17 protein-coding genes are annotated in these 21,327 nt (G+C 48.8%); 1 reads left to right on the forward strand and 16 read right to left on the reverse strand.

From position 1 onward, the window contains the following. Positions 1-34: 34 nt before the first annotated feature. From rsmA to NFR62_RS03330, 8 genes are all read right to left on the reverse strand, one after another. A complete protein-coding gene (rsmA, locus tag NFR62_RS03295; RefSeq protein WP_251614011.1) occupies positions 35-841 on the reverse strand; it encodes a 16S rRNA (adenine(1518)-N(6)/adenine(1519)-N(6))-dimethyltransferase RsmA in 807 nt (268 codons plus the stop codon). Between the two features lie 238 nt (positions 842-1,079). After that, positions 1,080-1,493, reverse strand: a complete 414-nt coding sequence (gene rpsI / locus NFR62_RS03300) for a 30S ribosomal protein S9 (RefSeq protein ID WP_251614016.1) — start codon at positions 1,491-1,493, stop codon at positions 1,080-1,082. A gap of 1 nt (position 1,494) precedes the next feature. Next, the gene (gene rplM, locus NFR62_RS03305) at positions 1,495-1,941 is read right to left on the reverse strand and encodes a 50S ribosomal protein L13 (protein ID WP_251614019.1); all 447 of its coding nucleotides are present in this window, start codon (positions 1,939-1,941) and stop codon (positions 1,495-1,497) included. 288 nt (positions 1,942-2,229) lie between these two features. Continuing rightward, positions 2,230-3,114, reverse strand: coding sequence for a nucleoside hydrolase (locus NFR62_RS03310; RefSeq protein WP_251614022.1), 885 nt, complete (start codon positions 3,112-3,114; stop codon positions 2,230-2,232). Between the two features lie 166 nt (positions 3,115-3,280). Continuing rightward, entirely contained in the window at positions 3,281-4,558 is a 1,278-nt protein-coding gene (locus NFR62_RS03315; RefSeq protein WP_251614025.1) for a sensor histidine kinase, read from the reverse strand. A 13-nt stretch (positions 4,559-4,571) separates the two neighbouring features. Continuing rightward, positions 4,572-5,237 (reverse strand): response regulator transcription factor, encoded by a 666-nt coding sequence (locus tag NFR62_RS03320; RefSeq protein ID WP_251614028.1) that lies wholly within the window; start codon positions 5,235-5,237, stop codon positions 4,572-4,574. A 21-nt stretch (positions 5,238-5,258) separates the two neighbouring features. Continuing rightward, the gene (gene pyk / locus NFR62_RS03325; protein WP_251614031.1) at positions 5,259-6,683 is read right to left on the reverse strand and encodes a pyruvate kinase; all 1,425 of its coding nucleotides are present in this window, start codon (positions 6,681-6,683) and stop codon (positions 5,259-5,261) included. A gap of 61 nt (positions 6,684-6,744) precedes the next feature. Next, positions 6,745-7,668 (reverse strand): homoserine O-succinyltransferase, encoded by a 924-nt coding sequence (locus tag NFR62_RS03330; RefSeq protein ID WP_251614034.1) that lies wholly within the window; start codon positions 7,666-7,668, stop codon positions 6,745-6,747. Between the two features lie 328 nt (positions 7,669-7,996). Between NFR62_RS03330 and NFR62_RS03335 the strand changes: the two genes are divergently transcribed. Continuing rightward, on the forward strand, positions 7,997-8,587 hold the full coding sequence (locus NFR62_RS03335; protein ID WP_251614037.1) for a hypothetical protein: 591 nt from the start codon (positions 7,997-7,999) through the stop codon (positions 8,585-8,587). Positions 8,588-8,663: 76 nt separating this feature from the next. On the opposite strand, the gene NFR62_RS03340 is transcribed toward NFR62_RS03335, so the two are convergent. From NFR62_RS03340 to NFR62_RS03375, 8 genes are all read right to left on the reverse strand, one after another. After that, entirely contained in the window at positions 8,664-9,641 is a 978-nt protein-coding gene (locus NFR62_RS03340) for a cation diffusion facilitator family transporter (RefSeq protein ID WP_338049883.1), read from the reverse strand. A gap of 79 nt (positions 9,642-9,720) precedes the next feature. Then, positions 9,721-11,064: a PTS sugar transporter subunit IIC gene (locus tag NFR62_RS03345; RefSeq protein WP_251614040.1), complete on the reverse strand. Its 1,344-nt coding sequence runs from the start codon at positions 11,062-11,064 to the stop codon at positions 9,721-9,723. Between the two features lie 150 nt (positions 11,065-11,214). Next, positions 11,215-11,646, reverse strand: a complete 432-nt coding sequence (locus tag NFR62_RS03350; RefSeq protein WP_251614043.1) for a 3-hydroxyacyl-ACP dehydratase FabZ family protein — start codon at positions 11,644-11,646, stop codon at positions 11,215-11,217. Between the two features lie 34 nt (positions 11,647-11,680). Then, a complete protein-coding gene (gene pflA, locus NFR62_RS03355; RefSeq protein WP_251614046.1) occupies positions 11,681-12,358 on the reverse strand; it encodes a pyruvate formate-lyase-activating protein in 678 nt (225 codons plus the stop codon). A 9-nt stretch (positions 12,359-12,367) separates the two neighbouring features. Further along, entirely contained in the window at positions 12,368-13,390 is a 1,023-nt protein-coding gene (locus NFR62_RS03360) for a leucine-rich repeat protein (RefSeq protein WP_251614049.1), read from the reverse strand. 222 nt (positions 13,391-13,612) lie between these two features. Next, on the reverse strand, positions 13,613-15,835 hold the full coding sequence (gene pflB, locus NFR62_RS03365) for a formate C-acetyltransferase (protein ID WP_251614052.1): 2,223 nt from the start codon (positions 15,833-15,835) through the stop codon (positions 13,613-13,615). A 58-nt stretch (positions 15,836-15,893) separates the two neighbouring features. Continuing rightward, positions 15,894-18,251, reverse strand: coding sequence for a glycoside hydrolase family 2 protein (locus NFR62_RS03370; protein ID WP_251614055.1), 2,358 nt, complete (start codon positions 18,249-18,251; stop codon positions 15,894-15,896). A gap of 15 nt (positions 18,252-18,266) precedes the next feature. Further along, on the reverse strand, positions 18,267-21,053 hold the full coding sequence (locus NFR62_RS03375; RefSeq protein ID WP_251614058.1) for an HAD-IC family P-type ATPase: 2,787 nt from the start codon (positions 21,051-21,053) through the stop codon (positions 18,267-18,269). Positions 21,054-21,327 lie beyond the last annotated feature (274 nt).

Consider the following 21,327-nt stretch of genomic DNA (forward strand, 5'->3'; position numbering starts at 1 on the left):
AACAACGCGGCAACCGTTTTTGTCCCGCCCGCGCTCAAACGTTTGTTAGCAATTCGGCAAGACGCACGAAGTCGGCGGGCGAAAGCGTTTCGCCGCGAGCGGCGCGATTTCCGCACACTTTTAAAACAAGTTCTTCCGCCGTTTGTTTAGGCAACGAATAAGCGGCGGTAAGATTGTTGGCAAGCGTCTTTCTGCGCATTGCGAAAGCTGCAGCAACAGCCTTTCTGTAATGCGGCAAAAGAGCTCTGTTGCAAATAGGTTGTATATCCAGCCTAACCACAGCGCTGTCTACGTCGGGCGACGGAAAAAACATATTGCGCGGCACCTTTCGGGTTATGCGCACATTTCCCATAGCTTGCATCTGAGCCGACAGCGCGCCGTAGTCGGGCGTTCCCTCTTTGGCGCATATTCTGTCGGCAACTTCTTTTTGAACCATTATAGTCAAACTCAGCAGGTTTTCGTCGTATAAAAAGCGGAAGATTACGGGCGTTGTTATGTAATACGGCAAATTAGCCACAACGCGATACTTTCCGAGTTCAAGCAAGCTTAAATCGTATGTCATAACGTCAGAAAAAATCAATTCCGCGTCGGTGCCCGCAAGAGTTTCAGAAAGCACGGGGCGCAAACGTTCGTCTATTTCAAATGCGGTAACGCGAGCGCCGAGCCCGCAAAGCGCGCGCGTAAGCGTTCCCGCACCCGCACCAACTTCGAGCACATTATCGCCGCTTTGCGCGCCGTCTGACGCAATGGCGCTCAAAAGCTGCGGGTCGGATAAAAAGTTTTGCCCGTACCGCTTGCTGCAAGCAAAATTATGACTTTTAAGTAGAGTTTTAAGTTCCATATTTTACCTTTTTTGTCGCGTTTTCCGCAATGTTTCCGAAGCTTTCATCTAACCGCAATAAGTAAACCCGCTTCGGGAATGTAGCCGTTTTCGGGGAGCAACCAAGAGAAAGTGCGAGGCAAAGGCGCGACGGTGTGCTTAGTAGCACTCCGAGCGACTTTAACAAAACAATTTCGCTTTCTTTGCCCCCAAAAAAGCAAACAGCTTCCCGAAGAAGGAAGCTGTTTGAAACAAGCGATTAACGTTTGCTGAACTGAGGCGATTTGCGCGCCTTTTTGAGACCGTATTTCTTTCTCTCTTTCATTCTGGGGTCGCGCGTGAGGAATCCCGCTTTTTTAAGCGTAGGGCGATATGCACTGTCCGCCTCGCATAAAGCTCTTGCAATGCCGTGACGGATAGCGCCCGCCTGACCGGTAAAGCCGCCGCCCTTAACGTTTACGAAAATATCGAATTTTCCTGCGGCGCCCGTTGCTTCGAGCGGTTGGTTCACTATGATTTTAAGCGTGTCGAGCCCGAAATAATCGTCGAGCGTTCTCTTGTTCACCGTTATGCTGCCGCTGCCGGGAAGCAAACGCACGCGGGCAATCGCCTTTTTGCGGCGACCTGTGCCCCAAAACTGTATTTTCTTTTTTGCCGATGATTTGGTTGCCATATCAGTTGTACCTCTTTTCTACGAGTTTCATAGGCTCGGGCTTTTGAGCCTCGTGCTTGTGCTCCGCACCCTTATATACGCGAAGTTTTTTGAGCATCTTTCTTCCGAGCGAGTTTTTGGGAAGCATTCCCTTAACTGCCTCGTACACGGCTTCGTCGCTCTTTTCGGCAAGATATTTGGAATATTTAACTTCTTTGAGCCCGCCCATATAAAGCGTGTGGTGGCGTTTCATTTTTTGCTCGCGCTTTTTGCCGGTGAGCGCCACTTTATCGCTGTTTATAACAATCACAAAGTCGCCCGCGTCGGCATGAGGAGTAAACTCGGGTTTGTTTTTTCCGCGCAATACCGCCGCAACTTGGCTTGCCAATCTTCCGAGCGGCGCGTCGGTGGCGTCAACTACATACCATTTGCGCTCAACCGTCTGCTCGTTAGCCATAAACGTTTTCATTATTATTCACGATTTCCTTTTTATAATATTTCGCGCGCGTAAACAAACGTTTCACGCCGTTCGCCCCGCACGACTTTTCTCCGCTCCTAACGCTTCGCTCGCTGTTCGCGGGGGCTAAATCCGCAAACAAAGCTATGCGCCGAGCGCAAAATACCCATATATTTTATAACAATCGAGCGCCTCTTGTCAAGTAAAAAAGATAAGATATTATTCGAGTATTAACAATATTCGCCATTCTCAACTCTCTTGCGCGCGGTAGGATTGCGCCGATTATTGTAAGAGAAGCGGCTAATCCAAATTATATCCTTTTTCGGCGTATTCGTCTTTCAACCTGAGCTCGTTCATAAAGCGGAGTAAGTCGGGCGCGAACACTTCTTCCACGTCGAAAAACTCGGGATGAATAAGAGCAAGCGCGGCGATTTGGTCGTAAATATAGTTCGCCTCGTCGCCTCTTATTTCCGCAAGCTCGGTGCATCTGTTCATCAACACGTCTAAAAGACGCGAACCCTCGCGCCTCTTGCCGAGCGTGTTAAAAGCGGGAACGTGGCAGGTGTCGAGAGTGGCGGCAACGTGCGGACGCCGTAACGTCCAAACAAAAGCGTTGTGGTCTATTCCGTCGTTAAATTCGTATTTGCCGAAGTTGGGCGGCACTCGGTTGCAACCGCCCATGAGCATGATTTTTCCGCTCGGCAGATTCACCGCGTCGGCAAGCGTGCGCTTAACCATAGTGCACGGTCCGAGCGACAAAATACGGTAGCCCGCCGCAACGCTTTTCGTCCATTCGCCGTATGAGAGCGTAGGCACGGGAGAAGTTTGTGCGTCGTCGAAAATATCGCCCATTCCGTCGTTGCCGTGAATAGCGGGAAGAGTGCAACAATCTTGATAATAAGAAACGGAATCTATAAGGCGCACTCCGCTAAGGTTCAAGCCGTCGTCTTTTGCCGCCGCAAGCAACTTTTTGGCGTTGTTCATTGCCGTAACGGCGTGAACGTTGCCCGCAATCGGCATAACGTCTATATTCTCGTAGTCGGCGCGGTTGTTCAGCAAATAAGCCGTTGCGCAAGCGTCGTCCAATCCGTAGTCGGAAAATATTACGAGCCGCTTTTCTTTGTTTTGCAAACTCTCTATTTTTGCAAGAGCGTCGCTTCGCTCTCTCGAAATAATGTCTTCCATATTTCACCGCCTTTTTTGTTTTGTTGCGTTTTGTGCGTAGGTTCGCTCCGTGTAGGAGATTGCCGCGTCGCTCACGTCCGTTCGCTCCTCGCAATGACACTGTTGTAAGAGAATTACTGCGTCAATCATGTGCATTCGCGCCATTCAACAACACTGTTACAGCCTTTTAAAAAAGCTTTATCACAAACTCGGTGCCTTTGCCGAGTTCGCTCGTTACGCTTATTTCGCCGCCCATAGTTTCAACTATGCTCTTGGCTATCGAAAGCCCGAGTCCGCTCGAACCTTTTTCTCTGCCGCGCGCTTTGTCGCAACGGTAAAACCGCTCGAATATGTGTGGCAAGTCTTCTTCTTTTATTCCTATGCCCGTATCCGAAACTCTTATTTCGGCATGTTCGCCGTTCATTTCGCACCCTACGGTTATTTTTCCGCCGCTCGGGGTGTATTTAATCGCGTTGTCAACAAGGGCACGCACACACTCTGTGAGAAGATTTTTGTCAGTTTCCACAGTTATGGCGTCCTCTTTCCGCTTAAAAGTAATAGCGTGGGTAAAATCCACCATTTTGTAACTTTCGGCAATTTCCGAAACCACTTCCACAAGATTGAACCGCACGGCGTTCATCGAAAAATTTCCGAGACGTGCCAAAAACAAAAGCTGTTCCACTATTCGCTTCATGTTTTCGCTCTCGCGCGCGATTGCCTCTATTCCCTCGTCGAGAATTTTCGGGTCGTCTTTTCCCCACCGTTTGAGCATATTGGAATAACCTTGAATAACCGAAATGGGCGTTTTTAATTCGTGGCTGGCGTCGGCAACGAAATTTTGCTGACGCACAAACGACTGTTCGAGGTTGTCAAGCATTTCGTTTATGCGGTTTGTAAGCTCTTTAAGCTCGTCCTGACTATCGACCTGGTCTAACCGAGCCGAAAGATTGTCGCCCGTAACGTCGTCTATTCTGTCGGTTATGCTGCGAATGGGCTTTAACATGAACTGACTTGTTACCCATACCATTGCCGCGTAAAGCACGCTTACAACTATCACGAGCACAGCCGAAGTTACTTGCAAGGTGCGCATATAGCCGCTTGTGCCGCCGTCGCTCTTTCTCATGCTCTCCACGAAAAAGACGGTGAAGCCGACGAGCACCAACGAAAATATAATAGAATAAATGAGCGTCATTTTCGCGGTTAACGGCATGTTTATTTTGCGGAACAACAATCTGACGCCGAGCACTATTCCCGTTATGGGAAAAAACAAAATCATTAGCGCAATCAAAAACGGATTGCGCTTTTTTTGAAGAGGCGTTTTTTCGGACAGTTTTTCCTGCTTTATGTCGCTTAAAGTGCGCTCAACGTCCGAACGGTCGTCTCCGTCGGCGGGAAACACCGACGAAACATGACGCGCTTCCGTCTCGCTCTCCGCTTTATTATGTTTGTCGGCTCTGTTCTTCATTTACGCCGCCCGTTCAGTCGCGGATTACATAGCCCGAGCCGCGCACCGTTTGAATAATTTGCACGCCGTACACGTCGTCGAGCTTGCTGCGCAAGTAACGTATGTAAACGTCAACCACGTTGGTGTTGCCGTAAAAATCAAATCCCCAAACGGCGTCGAGCGCCTGTTCGCGCGATATAACCACATTGCGGTTAGTGAGCAAATGCACCAAAAGGTCGAATTCTTTTTTCGTAAGGTCTATAACGTCGCTGCCGAAAGTAACTATATGCGACTCCACGTCAACTTTAAGCTTTCCGCACGTTAAAACGCATTGCGACGAACGCATTTCTTTTTTAACGTTGGCGCGTATTCTCGCAAGAAGCTCCTCGATGGCGAAAGGCTTGGTCATGTAGTCGTTTGCGCCCAAATCGAGCCCCGCGACTTTATCCATAATTTGGTCGCGCGCCGTAAGTATTATAACGGGGGTTTGCTTAACCTGCCTAAGTCGCCTTAACACCTCTATGCCGTTAAGCGACGGCAACATAACGTCGAGCACAATAAGGTCGTAGTCGTTGTTCACGGCTTCGTCGAGCGCCTCTCTGCCGTCGGCTACGCATTTCGTTTCGTAGCCCTCGTGTTCGAGTTCGAGCTGCACAAAACGCGATATGCTTGTTTCGTCTTCCACAATAAGTATTTTCATCTTCTCGCCCTCCTAAATCGGCTACTTTTCGTCGCCGACAATTTCTATTCGCATTGTGTTGGTGTTACCCGACACTCCTACGGGAATACCGCCCGTTATAACCACAAGGTCGCCGTCTTTTATAAGCCCCGTGCCGCGCGCGCACTCCACCGAATGAGCGAACAATTCGAGGTAGTCGGGTTGCAGCTCGCTTAAAACGGGCACCACGCCCCAATTCATTGCGAGTTGGTTATATGCCTTTTCCGACAGCGTGGCGGCTATAATAACGCAATTAGGGCGAAAACGCGACACCTTGCGCGCCGTAAAGCCGGACTGACTCAAAGCTATAATCGCTTTTGCGCTCAAATCGAACGACGCCGCAACGGTGGCGTGGCTTATGGCGTCGGTAATAGTTTTTATTTCGGGTTGGAGAGTGTGAAAGCGGTTTTTAAAGTGAATGGAACTTTCGGTTTTTTCGGCGATTTTCGCCATAGTCTTAACCGTTTCCACACAGTATTTGCCAACCGCCGTTTCGCCCGACAGCATAATAGCGGAAGTGCCGTCGTATATCGCGTTGGCAACGTCGCTTATTTCCGCGCGGGTGGGGCGCGGGTTGTTTATCATGCTCTCTAACATTTGCGTTGCGGTTATAACTTTTTTGCCTTGATTGTAGCAAAGCTTTATTATCTGTTTTTGAATGGCGGGAAGTTCCTCGAAAGGTATTTCAACGCCCATATCGCCGCGAGCAACCATTGCGCCGTCGCAACCGTCTATAATCTCACGAATGTTATTCACGCCCTCGCGATTTTCTATTTTGGCTATAATCTGAATGTTTTCGCCGCCGTTGGCGCAAAGCAATTCTTTAACAAGCCGCACGTCGCAAGCGCTTCGAACAAAGCTAATCGCCAAATAGTCGGCGTCTTGCGCTATTCCGAAAAGCATGTCTTCGCGGTCTATGTCGGATATATACGGCATATCTATGTTCACGCCCGGCAAATTTATGCTCTTTCGGTTGCTGAGCTCGCCGCCGTGCGTTACAACGCAAACGATTTCGTTTTGCGCAACCGAATCGACTTTAAGTTCTATAAGCCCGTCGTTCAATAAAATTATGTCGCCGCTCTTGACGAATTTGGGCAAATCTTTATACGTTATGGAAACGCGGCCGTTGTTGCCCTCGCATTCTTCTGTGGTAAGTGTAAAATAATTGCCGTCTACAAGTTCGGCTTTTCCGCCCGCGAAAGTGCGTATGCGAATTTCGGGACCTTTTGTGTCGAGCATTAGGGCAACAGCTTGCTTTAATTCGGTTCTCGCGCGTTTAACCATTTCTATGCGCGCGGCGTGCTCTTCATACGTTCCGTGCGACATATTTATGCGTGCAACGTTCATGCCCGCCTTTATAAGACGTTTAAGCGTTTGGTAGTTGTCGGTAGCGGGTCCTAAGGTGCAAACAATTTTCGTCTTTCTCATTTTGTTACCTCTTTTTCGGTTCTTATATAAATTCGGCTAAAACCGTTTATTTTGAATAAACTTATTTTATGGTTTCTATATCGTAAGGCGTAGCCTGATACACGCAATAATTCAGCCAATTCGAAATTAAAAGCGATTCGTGCGCCCGCCAACTTAGGCGAGGCAACTTGCCCACTTCTCCGTTTAGGTAATAATGCGCGGGCGGCTTAATGTCGGCGCCCGAAGATAAGTCGCGCATATATTCGTTGTGCAAAGTGTCGGCGTCATATTCTCCGTGCCCGAACACAAACACTTTTCTGAGCGACTTATCGGCGGCAAGATAAATCCCCGCCTCTTCCGACTCCGCAAGAATATCCACCATACCGCATTTGCGAACGTCTGACGCGTCAACCTGAGTATGGCGCGAGTGCGGCGCCGCGAAATAATCGTCGAAACCGCGAACAAGCGGATTGCGTTTATCGAGCACCTTGCTTTCGAAAATGCCGAATATTTTTTGCGGCACAACTTTTTTTTCTATTCCGTAAAGGTAAAACATTGCCGCTTGCGCCGCCCAACAAATATACATCGACGAATACACGTTGTGCTCCGCCCAGTCCATTATGCTCTTTAATTCTTCCCAATACGCAACGTCTTCGTATTTTAGCTTTTCTACCGGCGCGCCCGTAACTATAAGCCCGTCGAACTTCATGCTTTCGCTTTTCACTTCTTCGAACGTGCGGTAAAAAGCTTCCAAATGCTCGCGTGCCGCGCTTTTCGGATTATACGACGCCGTTCTAAGAAGCACAACCTCGACTTGCAACGGATTGTTGGAAAGCAACCGCAACAACTGCGTTTCTGTGTCTATCTTATTAGGCATAAGATTTAAAACGGCTATTCTCAGCGGCCGAATTTCTTGGCTTACCGCGCGGGCGCTATCCATGATAAATATGTTTTCTTTTGTCAGCAGTTGCGCCGACGGCAGGCTGAGCGGAACTTTAACGGGCATTAAGTGCAACTCCTTTTTCTTACATGAATACCGGTAACGCTATTAAAAAAACGTAAATTTTCAGTATACTTTCACTATATCACGCAAAGCGAAATTTGTCAATCAATATGCGCCTTTGCGCGCAAGTAAACGGTTTGCTCGCAATCGCGCCATTTTAAAAGCAGCCAAACTGAGCGAAAGCGGCAAAAAAACGGTAAAAAGCGGTATAAAATGCCGAAAATAAGCAAAAAAGCATAGTTAAAAACTTTTCAAAACGGTAAAATTATGCTATAATTGCAGTAATAAATTCATACTAATTATACAGAGGAAAAACAGGAGAGTTTGAGAAATGAACGCAAAAGAACTTAAATATTTGTCGCTGTTCGAGCAAATGTGCAAGGGTGACTTTTTAACCGAAGCGGTTGCGAAAAAGTCGTTTACTTCGTTTTTGAATCTTGACTTTTCGCTTGCGCTCGACGTATGGGACTACGTTTGTTCCGCCCACGAAGAAGAAGTTGCCAAAAGCGAGCAAACGAGCGCGCTGTTCGGCGGAATTATTCTCGACATGTTTTATAAAAAGGGAATGCAAAAAACGGTTAAAGCGCTCGCCGACCTCCCCGCAGTTCGCAGAGCGGTATTTTCGTATTCGCCCGAAGCTGACAAAGGCGTACCGTTCAATATTTTGGTGGACTTGCTCTCAAACAACAAAACCGACCCCGCCGAAGACATTTTTAAATGCGTAGTTAAAAACGAACGCATTGCCTACGGTCCTTTTATGAAAAAGTTGCTCGAAAGGGTGTTTATAGAAATTCTAAAAAAGAACCCCTCCAAAAAACTCGAAATGAGCCGCAAACTCGCAACTCTTCTCCTCTCTTACGTTTCAAAAATAAAAACAGACGAACGCGCAATGTTAGAGCAAAGAATCCGCGAAAGAATGTGAGCCGAATTTAAAAAAGTTTATCATACAAACATAAAAAAGTCCGTTTGCAATAAACGGACTTTTTTTTACATTTTTTCTACTCTTCGGGCGGATGGTCCGACGGATTGACATGCACGGTAACATGCTTAACTTCGGGACACCCCGCTTCTATGCTGTTGTGCACGCGCTGAGCAACGGCGTGAGCGTCGCGCAGACTCAAATCGCCGCACACCGATATTTCGGTTTCAACGTATACGCGGTCGCCGAACTTGCGGGTTAAAAGTTTATCCACGTCGTCAACTCCGTCTTGCGAAGATATAATCGCCATAAGTAAGTCAACCGTTTTTTTGTCGCACGCTTCGTCGGTCATCTTGCGCACTGCGTCGGCAAAAATATCTACCGACGCTTTGAATATGAGCACGCAAATAACGAGCGACGCAATGGGGTCGAGAACGGGCACGCCGAGCCGAGCGCCGAGTATGCCCGCAAACGCGCCTATGCTCGAAAGAGCGTCGCTGCGGTGGTGCCATGCGTCGGCGCGCAAAGCGCTCGAATTTATTTTTTTAGCCGCCGCACGAGTGAACCAAAACATCCCCTCTTTAACGGCAATGCTTACCGCCGCCGCCACGAGTGCGATTGTGCCGGGTATCGCCAAAGCCTCGTAGTTGCCGCGCGCAAGCGTTTTAATGCCGCTGTAACCGAGAACGCCTCCCGTTGCGGCAAGCACTGCGGCAAGCAATATAGCCGCTACGCACTCGAATCTTTCGTGCCCGTATTGATGGTTCTCGTCGCTTTTTTTGCCGCCTATTTTAACGCCTATAATAACCAAAAAAGTGCTGAACACGTCGCTCGCGGAGTGAACGGCGTCGCTCACCATAGCCATGCTGCGGGCGAAGATTCCCGCAAAAAGTTTAAACGCGGTAAGCGCAAGATTAACCCCTATGCTCGCCGCCGACACGCGATAAGCAACACGCGCGCGAGCGTGCGCATATTGTTCTTCGTCCGTCTTTTTCCGAACAACCGAATTTTCGGAAAACTCGGTTTTATTTAAGCCGTTAGGAAGTTCTTCGTTCAAAATCTCACCGTTTTTTTATTTTCTTTTTTTGCCGTTTATCTCTGCAAAGCGAACCAGCGAGTCCGCCGAAAATAATGTTTTACTTGGGCAACAACATGTCGCCGAATTTAATAACTTTGTATTTTCGCATAAGTTCGGAAGTGAGCAAAGCGACAACTGCGGGAACAATAAAATAGCACACCGCTATTCCGAGCGCAATTCGCCAGGCGGCAAGCCCCGCCGCGTGCGACGCGGAAATGGTGCCGAACACGCCCACAAGACCCGCCGTGCCCATTCCGCTTCCCGTATAGTTGCACCTTAGCCCGAACACCGCGCTCGTAAGAGGTCCCGCAACAACGCTCGCCGCAATAGCGGGAACGAGAATAAGCATATTTTTGGCAAGGTTGGGAATTTGAAGCATGCTTGTGCCTATTCCCTGACTAACAAGCCCGCCCCACTTATTTTCGCGGAACGACGCGACGGCGAACCCCACCATGTGCGCGCAACACCCCGCGCAAGCGGCAGCCGCCGCAAGCTCGCTCGCGCCTTGCAACGAAGTGCCCGCGAGCGGACTGAACAGCATAACACCGAACGCCGCGCTCGAAGTGGGAAACGTTAGCAACAGCCCCATAACTACCGCCACTATTATGCCGAAAGATATAGGTTCCCAACTGATTGCGTGGCTTATGCCGCGCCCGAGCAAAGCGAACAACATTCCGAAAGGAATACCGAGCACGATTGCGCCCGCGCTTCCCGCAAGCATAGCCGCAAGCGGAACAACTATAATATCTACGGGAGTTTTGCCCTCTATTAAAGAGCACACCTCTATTGCGGCAACAGACGCAACATAGCTCGCCACAGGGTCGCCTATGCCTATTCCGCCGCCCGTAGCGCCCCACACCTTTATTCCGCTAAGCACGAATATGTTAGTCATGTTGGCGCCGAGCATACCTGCGGCGGCAGCCGAAAACGTTGTAAGTTTTTTCGCCTTAAAGGAATGAGCTATTCCCACACCTATGCCCGCACCCATAATCATTTTGGCGGCGGTACCTATGTATTGTATGATTTTTCCTACTTTGTTGTTACCTATAAGAGTGCCTATTTGCCCTATTATAGTGCCCGCTATAAGAGTGCAAAACAAGCCGAGCGCCATACCCGAAAAAGCGGTTATAAAATATCTGTTTACAAATTTTTTAAAATAATATTTCGCCGTCTTTTTTTCTTCTTTTCGCGGCTCGCTTTCCTCTTGCCTTTCTTCGCGGTTTAAGGCAGACTTTTCGTATTCAGCGCCCAAACTTTCGGCTAACCGTTCGGCGGCAAGTTCCGAACGGCTTTGCCCGTTCTCGGAACCTAAGTCGCAAAACGTTGTTTCGTCGGCGTTCGCAGAAAGAGCTTCTCTTTTCTCGTTGTCTTCGTTCTCGGCAGTAATTTCTTGTTCGTTCATAAACTCCTCTAACGCAATTTAAATATATATTGCTTTATTATGCCATTGCAAGCGAGTGAAACGAGCGCGGCAATTTATGCGGCGTTATTCATGCCTTGCATGGGATTGCTTCGCTATGCTCGCAATGACAATGCGATGTAGTTTCGCTCTCTATACGTTCGCTTTGTCTTTGGGTGCGAGCGCGAAGCTGAACGACGCGGATACGCACGTTTTGCCGTCTACCGTAACTTTGCCTTCGCAAAAGTAGAAAATCGCTTTGCTGCGCACTATTTTGCATTCGGTTTTAATTGTGTCGCCCGGACGCACGGGATTGCGGAATTTAACGCCGTCGAGCCCCGTGTACATAGGCACAAAGTCGCCGCCCTTATCGGCAAACAAAGCGCAAGCCGATTGCGCCATAATTTCGCACAAAATCACACCGGGCACAACGGGATTGCCCGGAAAATGCCCGCGCAAGAAAAATTCGTCGCCGCGAACATGATACACGCCTTCCGCAACTCCGTCGGCGTTCACGTTCACCTCGTCGAGCAAAAGCATGTCGTCGCGGTGCGGAATTATTTTCATAATTTCTTCTTTGTTCATTTTTTTATATCTCCTTTTTCGGTTTTGCCGATTTTTATTTCTGCAATATTCGTTTCAGCTCTTCAAGCCTTTCTTGCGACAAAGGCGGAACGCCTTCGAGCGGATATTCGAGCCCTAATTTGCGCCATTTCGGCACACCCATTGTGTGGTACGGCAACAGCTCGATTTTTTCCGCGCCCGCAGCCATACGCTTAACCGCCCTCACAACTTCGGGGGTGTCGGTGAGCTTCGGAACGCACACAAGCCTCGCCCAAAATTTTTTGTTATGCTCCCGCAAATATTCGAGCGACTGTATAAGCGACTTTTGCGGCACCCCCGTAAGCTTAGAAAACGCGTCGGGTTCGGGGTGCTTAATATCTATTATCGTAAGGTCGGCAAGTTCCAACGCCTCAGGGCAAAACACTCCGCCGCCCGTATCGAGCGCCGTATGAATCCGTCTGCTTTTAAGCTCTTTTAAAAGCTTTATTGCGCCCTCTTTTTGAAACAGCGGCTCACCGCCCGAAAGCGTAACGCCGCCGTTGTTGCCGTAGTAGGTTTTATAGCGGACGCACCAATCCGCAAGTTCCGCCTCGTCACGCTCTTCGCCGCCCTGCCAAGTGTCGGGATTATGGCAGTATTTGCACCGCATAACGCACCCCGAAAAAAATACTACGGTGCGTATTCCCGGCCCGTCGAGAGCTCCCAAAGTTTCGATTGAGTGAATTTTAACCATAACTGTTTTTTATGTAAAAATAAATCTAATATGCTTGCGTTCGTCGCCGAAAGCTTTATTTATGCAATTTTTTATCTTTTTTGGCATGGTAACATTTCGTAATCTACTGCATTCCGAAAAAGCATTCCAATCAATATTAAATACACTATTAGGAATTGTTATGCTTGTTAAACTACTACATCCCGCGAACGCACTACCACCGATATTCGTTACTCCGTTAGGAATTGTTATATTTGTTAAACTGCTGCATCCCGCGAATGCGCAATACCAAATGCCCTTTACACTTATAGGTATTTTAATGCTTTTTAAGCCACTGCATCCCGAAAATGTATATACGCCGATACTTGTCACGCCATTAGGTATTATTATACTTGTTAGACTACTACATCCATAGAACGCCTCAGTTCCAATACTCCTTACGCTATTAGGTATTATGACATTTCCTCCTTTGCCTTTATATTTTTTTAATAGTCCGTTCTCTATTTCAAAGTCGGATTTAATTTTGAGTTGCAACTGCCATTGCGCTTCTTGCAGTTGTCTTTGCTTAGCTTGTAGCTGTCTTTGTCTCTCCTGCTCTTCCTTTTGTTTTGCAAGTTCAAACGCTTTTTGACGCAATTCGGCTTCTTTTTGCTTTTGTCGTTCTACCTCTTCTTTTTCAAACTCTGCTCTTGTTTTTCGCGAATGAGCTTTTTGCGCAGCTCCCGCAAGTTCGGAAAATAAATCGAAGTCATTTTTTATTTCGCTATTCCCGCAAAACTTTTTACGCGAGGCGGCAATGCGCGCCGATTTTTTGAAAGTTTCCGCGTCGAGTTCCGAAAAGTTCCGAACGGAACATTCCCCGCAGCATTGCAAAGAAAAACAATCGAATTTACGCGAGTTTACAGCGGTGTAATTCCCGAAATACCGAGCATAATCCGACTGCGAAGTGTCCGCAAGCTCGCCGAACGCGTCGCCCGACCAAATAAATTCCGCGCTTTTTTTTGCACAAGCAGAAGCAAACGCTTCATTCAATTTTATTTGTTCGTTTGTCATTTTTCTTCCTTTAAAAGATTTCTCGACTTTGCGCTTAGGACTGCCGCGCTCGCTTTGCTCGCTCGCAGTGACATGTATGCCGTAAGACTATTGCCTAAGGCGGTGCAGACGGGTGCAAAGAGGCGCAACAGTCGGCTCGCCGATGAGGGCGCGTATTTCACACATACGCAACCGAATCGGCGTGCCGAGCGTAGCGCCTATATGTGCCCGTATGCGCCGCCGTTACATTTGTTCGAAGAAAGTGCGTTTAAGCACCTCTTCCCTATGCCCTTTGCTTAGCACGCAGAAACGAACGGCATAGCCCGAAACGCGAATAGTTAGGTTAGGATATTTTTCGGGATGTTCGTGGGCGTCCAACAAAACGGACTTATCGTATACGTTTATGTTAAGATGATGTCCGCCGCGCGCAAAGTAGCCGTCGAGAATTGCGGAAAGATTTTGAACGCGAACGGGTTTGTCTTTGCCGAGAGTGGCGGGCACAAGTCCGAAAGTGTTCGAAATTCCGTCGCGGCAATAGTTGTAGCTTAGCTTCGAAACGGAGTTCAGCGATGCGAGCGCGCCGCTGTGCTCGCGGTTGTGGAGCGGATTCGCACCCGGTGCGAACGGCTCACCTTTTTTTCTTCCGCACGGAGTGGCGCCCGTTTTCTTGCCGTACACAACGTTGCTCGTAATGGTAAGCAAGCTAAGCGTGTGTTTCGCGCCTCTATAACACGGGGTGCGGCATAGCGCTTTATAGAAGTAGTCGGTAAGGTGGCGGGCTATGTCGTCAACACGGTCGTCGTCGTTGCCGTATTTGGGGAAATCGCCTTGTGTAACGTAGTCAACGATAAGTCCCGATTCGTCGGCTACGGGAGTTACGCTCGCGTATTTTATTGCCGAAAGACTGTCGGCGGCAACGCTTATGCCCGCCGCGCCGAACGCCATTAGCCGCTCAACATAAGTGTCGTGAAGCGCCATTTGCAACTTCTCATAAGCATACTTATCGTGCATGTAGTGAATTATGTTCATTGTGTTTACATACGTTTCGGCAAGCCAGTCGATATATTTGTGATAGCGTTCGAGCACTTCTTCATAGTTCAGTTTTCCGCTTAAAGGGGGCATTTCAAACGCCACGCGCTCGCCCGTCATTTCGTCGCGCCCGCCGTTTATAGACATTAAAAGTACCTTAGCCAAATTGCAACGCGCGCCGAAAAACTGCATCTGTTTGCCTATTTTCATTGCCGAAACGCAGCAAGCTATTCCGTAATCGTCGCCGTATATGGGGCGCATAAGGTCGTCGGATTCGTATTGAATAGAGCTTGTGTCTATGCTCACCGCCGAACAGAATTTTTTGAATTCTTCGGGCAGTTTTTCCGACCACAGCACCGTAAGGTTAGGCTCCGGCGACGCGTTAAGATTATACAGCGTGTTCAAAATTCTGAAACTCGATTTCGTTACGAGCGTGCGGCCGTCCTCTCCCATGCCGCCTATGCTCTCGGTTACCCATGTGGGGTCGCCCGCGAAAAGCTCGTTGTATTCGGGCGTTCTGAGCTGGCGGTTTAAGCGCAACTTTAACACAAGTTGGTCTATAAGTTCTTGCGCGCTCTCTTCGGTAAGAACGCCGTTTTTAATGTCGCGCTCAATGTAAATATCGAAGAACGTAGAGGTTCTGCCTATGCTCATAGCCGCGCCGTTTTGTTCTTTAATAGCGCCGAGATAAGCGTAATACGTCCACTGAATAGCTTCGCGCGCGTTTTCGGCAGGGCGGGTTATGTCGTCGCCGTATGCCGCCGCCATTTTCGCAAGCTTACCCAAAAAGTCAACCTGGCGGAATACTTCTTCTCTAAGCCTTATGTTTTCCTCGCTCATGTATTTATGGGCGAGCGATTCGAAATCGTGCTTTTTGTCGGCAATAAGCCTGTCGGTGCCGTATAGAGCCACTCGGCGATAGTCGCCTATTATTCTGCCTCTGCCGTAGGCGTCGGGAAGCCCCGTAAGTATGCCGTATTTTCTAAGCTTGCGCATCTCGTCGGTATACACGCGAAAAACGCCGTCGTTGTGAGTGGTTTTATATTCGAAGTTGTCTTCTATTTTTTGGCTGAGCTTGTAGCCGTATGCCTCGCAAGCGCCGCGCGCCATGCGTATGCCTCCGAACGGATTCACGCCGCGAACAAGCGGTTGCTCGGTTTGCAATCCGAAAATAATTTCGTTTTCGCGGTCAACGTATCCCGGAGCATAGCTCAAAAGCGACGAAACCTTTTCGGTATCCACCCCGAGCACGCCGCCGTTTTCTCGCTCGCGCTTTAATAAATCCTCGTATATGGCAAGCAATTTTTTCGTTTTCGCGGTAGCTTTTTTCAAAAAGCCCGAATCGCCCGAATACGGCGCGTAATTCTTTTGAATAAAATCGCGCACGTCTATGCTCTCACACCAGTTGCCTTTTTTAAAATCTTTCCATGCTTCCATGTTTTTGCCCTCTTCCCGCATTTGCGGATAAATAATTTTTGCGTTTTTTCACACTCTGCTAAAACCTTTCGGTTTCGTCGTATTTACATTCGAATTCAAATTCCCGAACGCCGAGTTCGCTCCTAACCGTAACCACTCCTATTCCCGGCGAAACGCTTCTTGCAAAAAAGCCCCCGCGCCCGCCTTCCAAACTCAAATGATTCGCACCCTCTATTGCAAGCGAGCCGCCCGCATGAACCGAAACGGGCATAAAGCAATAGTCGAGCACGTTTCCGAAGCCGTCTTCGGCAAACAGCGAAAAAGCTATTCTCTCATAAGATTTTGAGCAAACGAGCTCCCTCTCGCACGAAGGTTGCACCCTAAGAGTTTTAACTATGTCGGGCGAAAGCGTTCGCGTCTTTTTAACTTCTCCGCCGTAAACCGCTTCGAACGTGTATTTCGCCCCGTTCGGCGGAACGCGCGAATATTTTTCGAGAAGTTCGCCGAGCGCGCGCCTATCGTATTTGCCAAATATACGCAATAAAGCTTCTTTACGCGAATTTAAAAAGCCGAACAAACACGCGCCCTTTCTGTCGTATTCTTTTAAAAGACTTTTAAACAGCTTCAACTTAAATCCCGAGCCCAACTCGCAAGCGGGAAGTTCGCCCGCGAAATCGTCGATTACTACGGGCGGATGCTTTAAATGCTGCCACCGCTTTCTGTCGGGAAAATACTCTCCGACTTTAACGTCGTTGCGGTACATAATTATTTTGTCGGCGTTTGTGAAAACGTACAGCTTCCCCGTGTAATCGTCGGCCGACAGATTAGAAGAAAGTTCCAAAACGGGTTCGGTGTCGGTTTGGCTTATGTATGCGTATGCGGCAAGTTTGGGGTTTCGGTTTTGGTCGAACACGCCGTAATTGTTCACGCTGTCGCCGTTTCCTCTGCCTCGCCCCGTAGCGAAATCGCAAAAGCTCATTCCGAAAGCACCGAGCGCGGAGCCGCCCAACGTGTCGTTAATCGCCTCTATGTGCCTAAGCGCCTGTTCCAAACGCACGCTCTCGGCGTCGTATGTGCGGGCGGGGCGGTTTTTGCCGCAATGCTCGCCGAGCAAAAACGGCACAAACAGCTTGCCCGTTTTGCGTTTTTTGCGCGACGGGCGGTAAGTTTCGTTAAACGCGAACACGTCTTCTATCGGGCGGCTCGCAAGAAAGTTGCGGGCGCCCAAAGTGGCGCGCGTGGGGTCGGCTTCTTTCGCCGTTTTGTGAGCCTTAAAATACAGCTCGTCGGAATCGCCCGAATTATTTACGCGCACTCCCCACGCTATAACCGACGGATTGTTTCGGTCGCGCGTAACCATGTCGGTAACGTTAGTTAAAAACGCGTCTTTCCATTCGGCGCCTCCCACATAGCCGTCGCCGTAAACGTCTTCTATAACCATAAGACCTATGCGGTTGCACTCGTCTATAAAGTCGCGCCCGGCTTGTCCCATTGTGCGCACAGCGTTGCAACCCGCCGCTTTTATTATGCGAGCGTCCCGCCTTTCGGTTTCACCCGTTGCCGAACGCCCTATGCTCGGATAGCAGTCGGCGCGCAAAAGCCCTATGAGTTTAGTCGGCTTGCCGTTAAGATAAAAGCCGTCGCGCTTAAATTCAGCCGAAACAAATCCGAACGCCACGCTTTTGCAATCAAGAATTTTTTTGCCGCTTTTAAGACGCACCGACGCAGTATAAAGCGCGGGAGAATCGGGCGACCAACATTGAATTTGCGAACATTCGCCTTTTAATCGCACCGAATTGCCTTGAACGCTACGCGCCGCGAGCGTCCCAACGCTGTTGCCGTCGAAATCGAATATTTCGCCGTCGAGCTCGGTGTCGGGGTAATAATCGAACATTTCCACGTCGGCGGTGACGGTGCGCGAGTTTCCCGCGCCGTATGTGCGAACGCACACGTCGCGTATGTCTCTGCCGTCGCAAATCATAAAAACGACGTCGCGGCATATTCCGCCAAACAGCGCCAAAGGTCCGCGAGTGCCGCAACAAGGCACTTCCGCGCGCAAATTCGAATCAACTTTCAATACAATGCGGTTTTCGTACTCGTATTTTACGGGTGCGGTTATATCCGCCACAAAAGGGCTTTCCCCTTTATGGCTGGTAACGAAAATCCCGTTAACGTACACTTCCACATACGAAAGCACCCCTTCGAGACTCAACAATAGCCGCTTGCCGTTATAAGACTCGGGAACGGTTAAAACTCTCGAATAAGTGCTGAGCGCGCGCATATTTCTTTCGTCGAAATATTCGCGACTGTCGCACTCTATGTTATGCGGAATTTGAACTATAAAGCTATCCGACCAATCGAACTCGCGTTCGAGGCAATCTTGCGTAAAGCCTTTGCGGTACAGCCATCCGTCGTTTATGGGTATATGCTTAATCAATTACCGCCTCCGCTATTATTGAAGCAATTTCGCTCCGCGCATAATGCGCATCATTATAGACACCACAAAGTAACTTGCAAGCACAACCGTAGTCGTGAAAAACAAATCCACTTTTTCGATTTTCGAAACTCCGAACACGTCTGGCAAAAACACAAGAGCCACAACGCTCAGCGCGCCTATCGCTATTACAAGCACCGTTCGAAATGCGTCGAAAGGCTCGCAGTTTTTGTAGAGAATTATCATGCCAGTGTAGGTTAGCGCAATTACGAGCATACTCACATACGCCGCGTTCGTCAAGTTCGGCATAATCACGTTGCCGTAAATATACACGCTCATTACCGCCATAGTAAGAGTTATGCCGCCGGGCACGCACCGCCCTATAACGTTCGACAAAAATCTTCCTCGAATAATATCCGAGTTCTTTTGCAAAGCGAGCGCGAAGCTCGGAAGCCCTATAACGAGAAGTTCCAACAGCAACAAGTTCGATGTGTCGAACGGATAAGGCTTTCGCATAATCAAAAAGATAATTGCGAGCGCCATGCTCATAAACGTTTTCATGAGAAACAGCGAGCTTGCCTTTTGAATGTTGTTTATAACCCGCCTACCCTCTTTAACCACGTCGGGCATACTCGTGAAATTGCTGTCTAAAAGCACAAGGTGGCTCACGTTTCGGGCGGCCTCGCTACCCGACGCGATTGAAACGCTGCAATCCGCTTCTCGCATCGCCAAAATATCGTTCACGCCGTCGCCCGTCATGGCAACGGTGTGCCCTTTCGCTTTAAGCGCTTTCACAAGCAAACATTTTTGTTCGGGGGTGACGCGCCCGAAAACGGTGTACTTGGGCGCCGCTTCCAAAACCTCTTGGTTGCTTAGTCCTTCGAGCGAAATATAGAGTTCGGCGTTTTCAACGCCCACTCTGCGCGCCACTTCCGAAACGGTTATAGGGTTGTCGCCCGATATTACCTTAACGGCAACGTTGTTTTCTTTAAACCACTTTATTGTTTCGACGGCGTCGTCGCGTATGTGGTCTTCTATAACTATAAGACAAATAGGGCGACGCACTGTGGGAAGCTTTTCGCCCGTGATTTCGGCGGGAGAATGAGCCAACACAAGCACGCGGTAACCGTTTGCGGCGTTTTCGCTCACAATTTTTTCTATTCTAACGCCCATATCTTTCAAAACGAACTCGGGCGCGCCCAAAAGGTAAGTGCCGCCCGTTTCAAAAGTTACCGCCGACAACTTTCTTTGGCTGGAAAAAGGCATAACCGTTTTGGGCTTTAAAGCCGAACTGTATCCGAACCTTGCCGCCAAAGCGAGCGCGGTTTGGTTGTTGTCTTCGGTGGCGGTCAGCATACTGCCTATAATTTCGGGAAGCGGATAGTCCTGCGTTCCGCCTTTAATTTCTATAACGTTGTTCACCTGCATACTGCCGTCGGTAATCGTGCCCGTTTTATCAAGGCACAGCACGTCTACGCGCGCAAGCATTTCTATGCAGTACAAATCTTGAACGAGAGTTTTCTTCTTGGCAAGGCGCACCACGCTCACGGCAAGCGCCGTGCTCGTAAGCAAAAACATTCCTGCGGGAATCATGCCTATAACCGCGCCCGACGTGTTGCTTATAACCGTTTTCCACTTTTCTGACGGCGGCAGACCCGTTAAGCCGAACGCTTTGTGTTCCTTGAAAATCATAAGAATGGCAAGCGGAATGAGTATAATAGTAACCACGCGGATTATAAGCTTAACCGACGCTTGAAGTTCGGATTTGGGCTTGCGGTATTTTTTCGCGTAAGACGTGAGCGTTTCCACATAGTTGTTTTCGCCCACTTGCACCACTCTCGCATAAGCGGCGCCGCTCGTAACGAAACTGCCCGAAAAAAGTTCGGCGCCCTCTTTTTTGCGCATCGGCACGCTTTCGCCCGTGAGCATGCTTTCGTTCACCTCTATGTCGCCTTTAACAACTACGGCGTCGGCGGGAATCTGCTTGCCCATTTCAAGATATATAATATCGTCGAGCACTATTTCGGATATGGGAACGGCGCGCTTTTCGCCGTCTCGAATAACTATGGCGCTCGGAGCGGTAATCAAATTGAGTTTATCTACGGCGCGCTTGCTCTTTATCTCCTGAAAAATTCCTATGCTGAGGTTAGCTACCGCAATAACCAAAAAGAACAGTTGGTTCAGCCCCGCCCCTACGGCGATTAAAGCCGCCGCCACAATGAAAATCAAAAGATTGAAAATAGTGAAAATATTCGAGAAAAAAATACGTCCGTAAGATTTTCCGGACTTGCGCTTGCTCAAATTTATAAATCCGTCGGACTCGCGCTTTTCAACCTGAAAAGAAGTGAGCCCGCGAGAATAGTCGGGCTCGTATCTTTCGGCGCCCGAATAGTCGGTGTTCACAAATTTGCGCTTCTTTTTTCTTTGCGCGGCAAGGCGCTCTTGGCTGAGCATTGTGCCGTCTATCGTTACGCTACGCGAAAGCTCGGCGGACGCTTTGGCGTCGGAGCCGCTGCCGTCGAACACTCTGCGGTCTATATCAAGCTCGATTGTATTCGTATCTTTGGTAACAACTTTCGGAAGCTTTTTGAGGCGTTCGAGCGATTCCTCCGCTTTTACCGAGCCGATTTCGGCGTTAAGCTTAGCCTTTTCGCCGCCTTTTTTCGCGGACTTTAAAGGCTTTTCCTCGCCGCCCTCCACCACGCGCTGAGCGCGCGCGATTTCGTCGGCGGTCTTTTTATCGAGCGGGGTTCGAACGGATTCGCCTCCCCGTGTTTTTTCAACCGAATCTTTCGTCTTTTTCATGCTTTAAATAATACCACAAAAGAACGTTTTTTGTCAAGTAAAGCCGAAGTCGAAAAATATACGATAAGGTGAATTCACTTTTGCTTTTGTTTCGATTTTCAGTAAAAAGCAATTTTGTGCAATTTATAGCCCAAAATTGCAAATTCAAACGCGAAAATTTTTCAAAAAACTTTACATTGCTTGTTGTTTGCGATATAATTATATAAGGATATATATTATTATAATATAATATCCGTTAACATAATGTGCAAAAAAATTTTTGCGCGCGAAAAAA

The sequence above is a fragment of the Pumilibacter muris genome (assembly GCF_943193045.1).
In the GTDB taxonomy this organism is placed as follows: domain Bacteria; phylum Bacillota; class Clostridia; order Christensenellales; family Pumilibacteraceae; genus Pumilibacter; species Pumilibacter muris.

Excerpts from the sequence above, each read along its gene's own strand:
- rsmA (WP_251614011.1), bottom strand. The coding sequence starts at position 841 with ATGGAACTTAAAACTCTACTTAAAAGTCATAATTTTGCTTGCAGCAAG.
- rpsI (WP_251614016.1), bottom strand. The coding sequence starts at position 1,493 with ATGGCAACCAAATCATCGGCAAAAAAGAAAATACAGTTTTGGGGCACA.
- rplM (WP_251614019.1), bottom strand. The coding sequence starts at position 1,941 with ATGAAAACGTTTATGGCTAACGAGCAGACGGTTGAGCGCAAATGGTAT.
- NFR62_RS03310 (WP_251614022.1), bottom strand. The coding sequence starts at position 3,114 with ATGGAAGACATTATTTCGAGAGAGCGAAGCGACGCTCTTGCAAAAATA.
- NFR62_RS03315 (WP_251614025.1), bottom strand. The coding sequence starts at position 4,558 with ATGAAGAACAGAGCCGACAAACATAATAAAGCGGAGAGCGAGACGGAA.
- NFR62_RS03320 (WP_251614028.1), bottom strand. The coding sequence starts at position 5,237 with ATGAAAATACTTATTGTGGAAGACGAAACAAGCATATCGCGTTTTGTG.
- pyk (WP_251614031.1), bottom strand. The coding sequence starts at position 6,683 with ATGAGAAAGACGAAAATTGTTTGCACCTTAGGACCCGCTACCGACAAC.
- NFR62_RS03330 (WP_251614034.1), bottom strand. The coding sequence starts at position 7,668 with ATGCCCGTTAAAGTTCCGCTCAGCCTGCCGTCGGCGCAACTGCTGACA.
- NFR62_RS03335 (WP_251614037.1), top strand. The coding sequence starts at position 7,997 with ATGAACGCAAAAGAACTTAAATATTTGTCGCTGTTCGAGCAAATGTGC.
- NFR62_RS03345 (WP_251614040.1), bottom strand. The coding sequence starts at position 11,064 with ATGAACGAACAAGAAATTACTGCCGAGAACGAAGACAACGAGAAAAGA.
- NFR62_RS03350 (WP_251614043.1), bottom strand. The coding sequence starts at position 11,646 with ATGAACAAAGAAGAAATTATGAAAATAATTCCGCACCGCGACGACATG.
- pflA (WP_251614046.1), bottom strand. The coding sequence starts at position 12,358 with ATGGTTAAAATTCACTCAATCGAAACTTTGGGAGCTCTCGACGGGCCG.
- NFR62_RS03360 (WP_251614049.1), bottom strand. The coding sequence starts at position 13,390 with ATGACAAACGAACAAATAAAATTGAATGAAGCGTTTGCTTCTGCTTGT.
- pflB (WP_251614052.1), bottom strand. The coding sequence starts at position 15,835 with ATGGAAGCATGGAAAGATTTTAAAAAAGGCAACTGGTGTGAGAGCATA.
- NFR62_RS03375 (WP_251614058.1), bottom strand. The coding sequence starts at position 21,053 with ATGAAAAAGACGAAAGATTCGGTTGAAAAAACACGGGGAGGCGAATCC.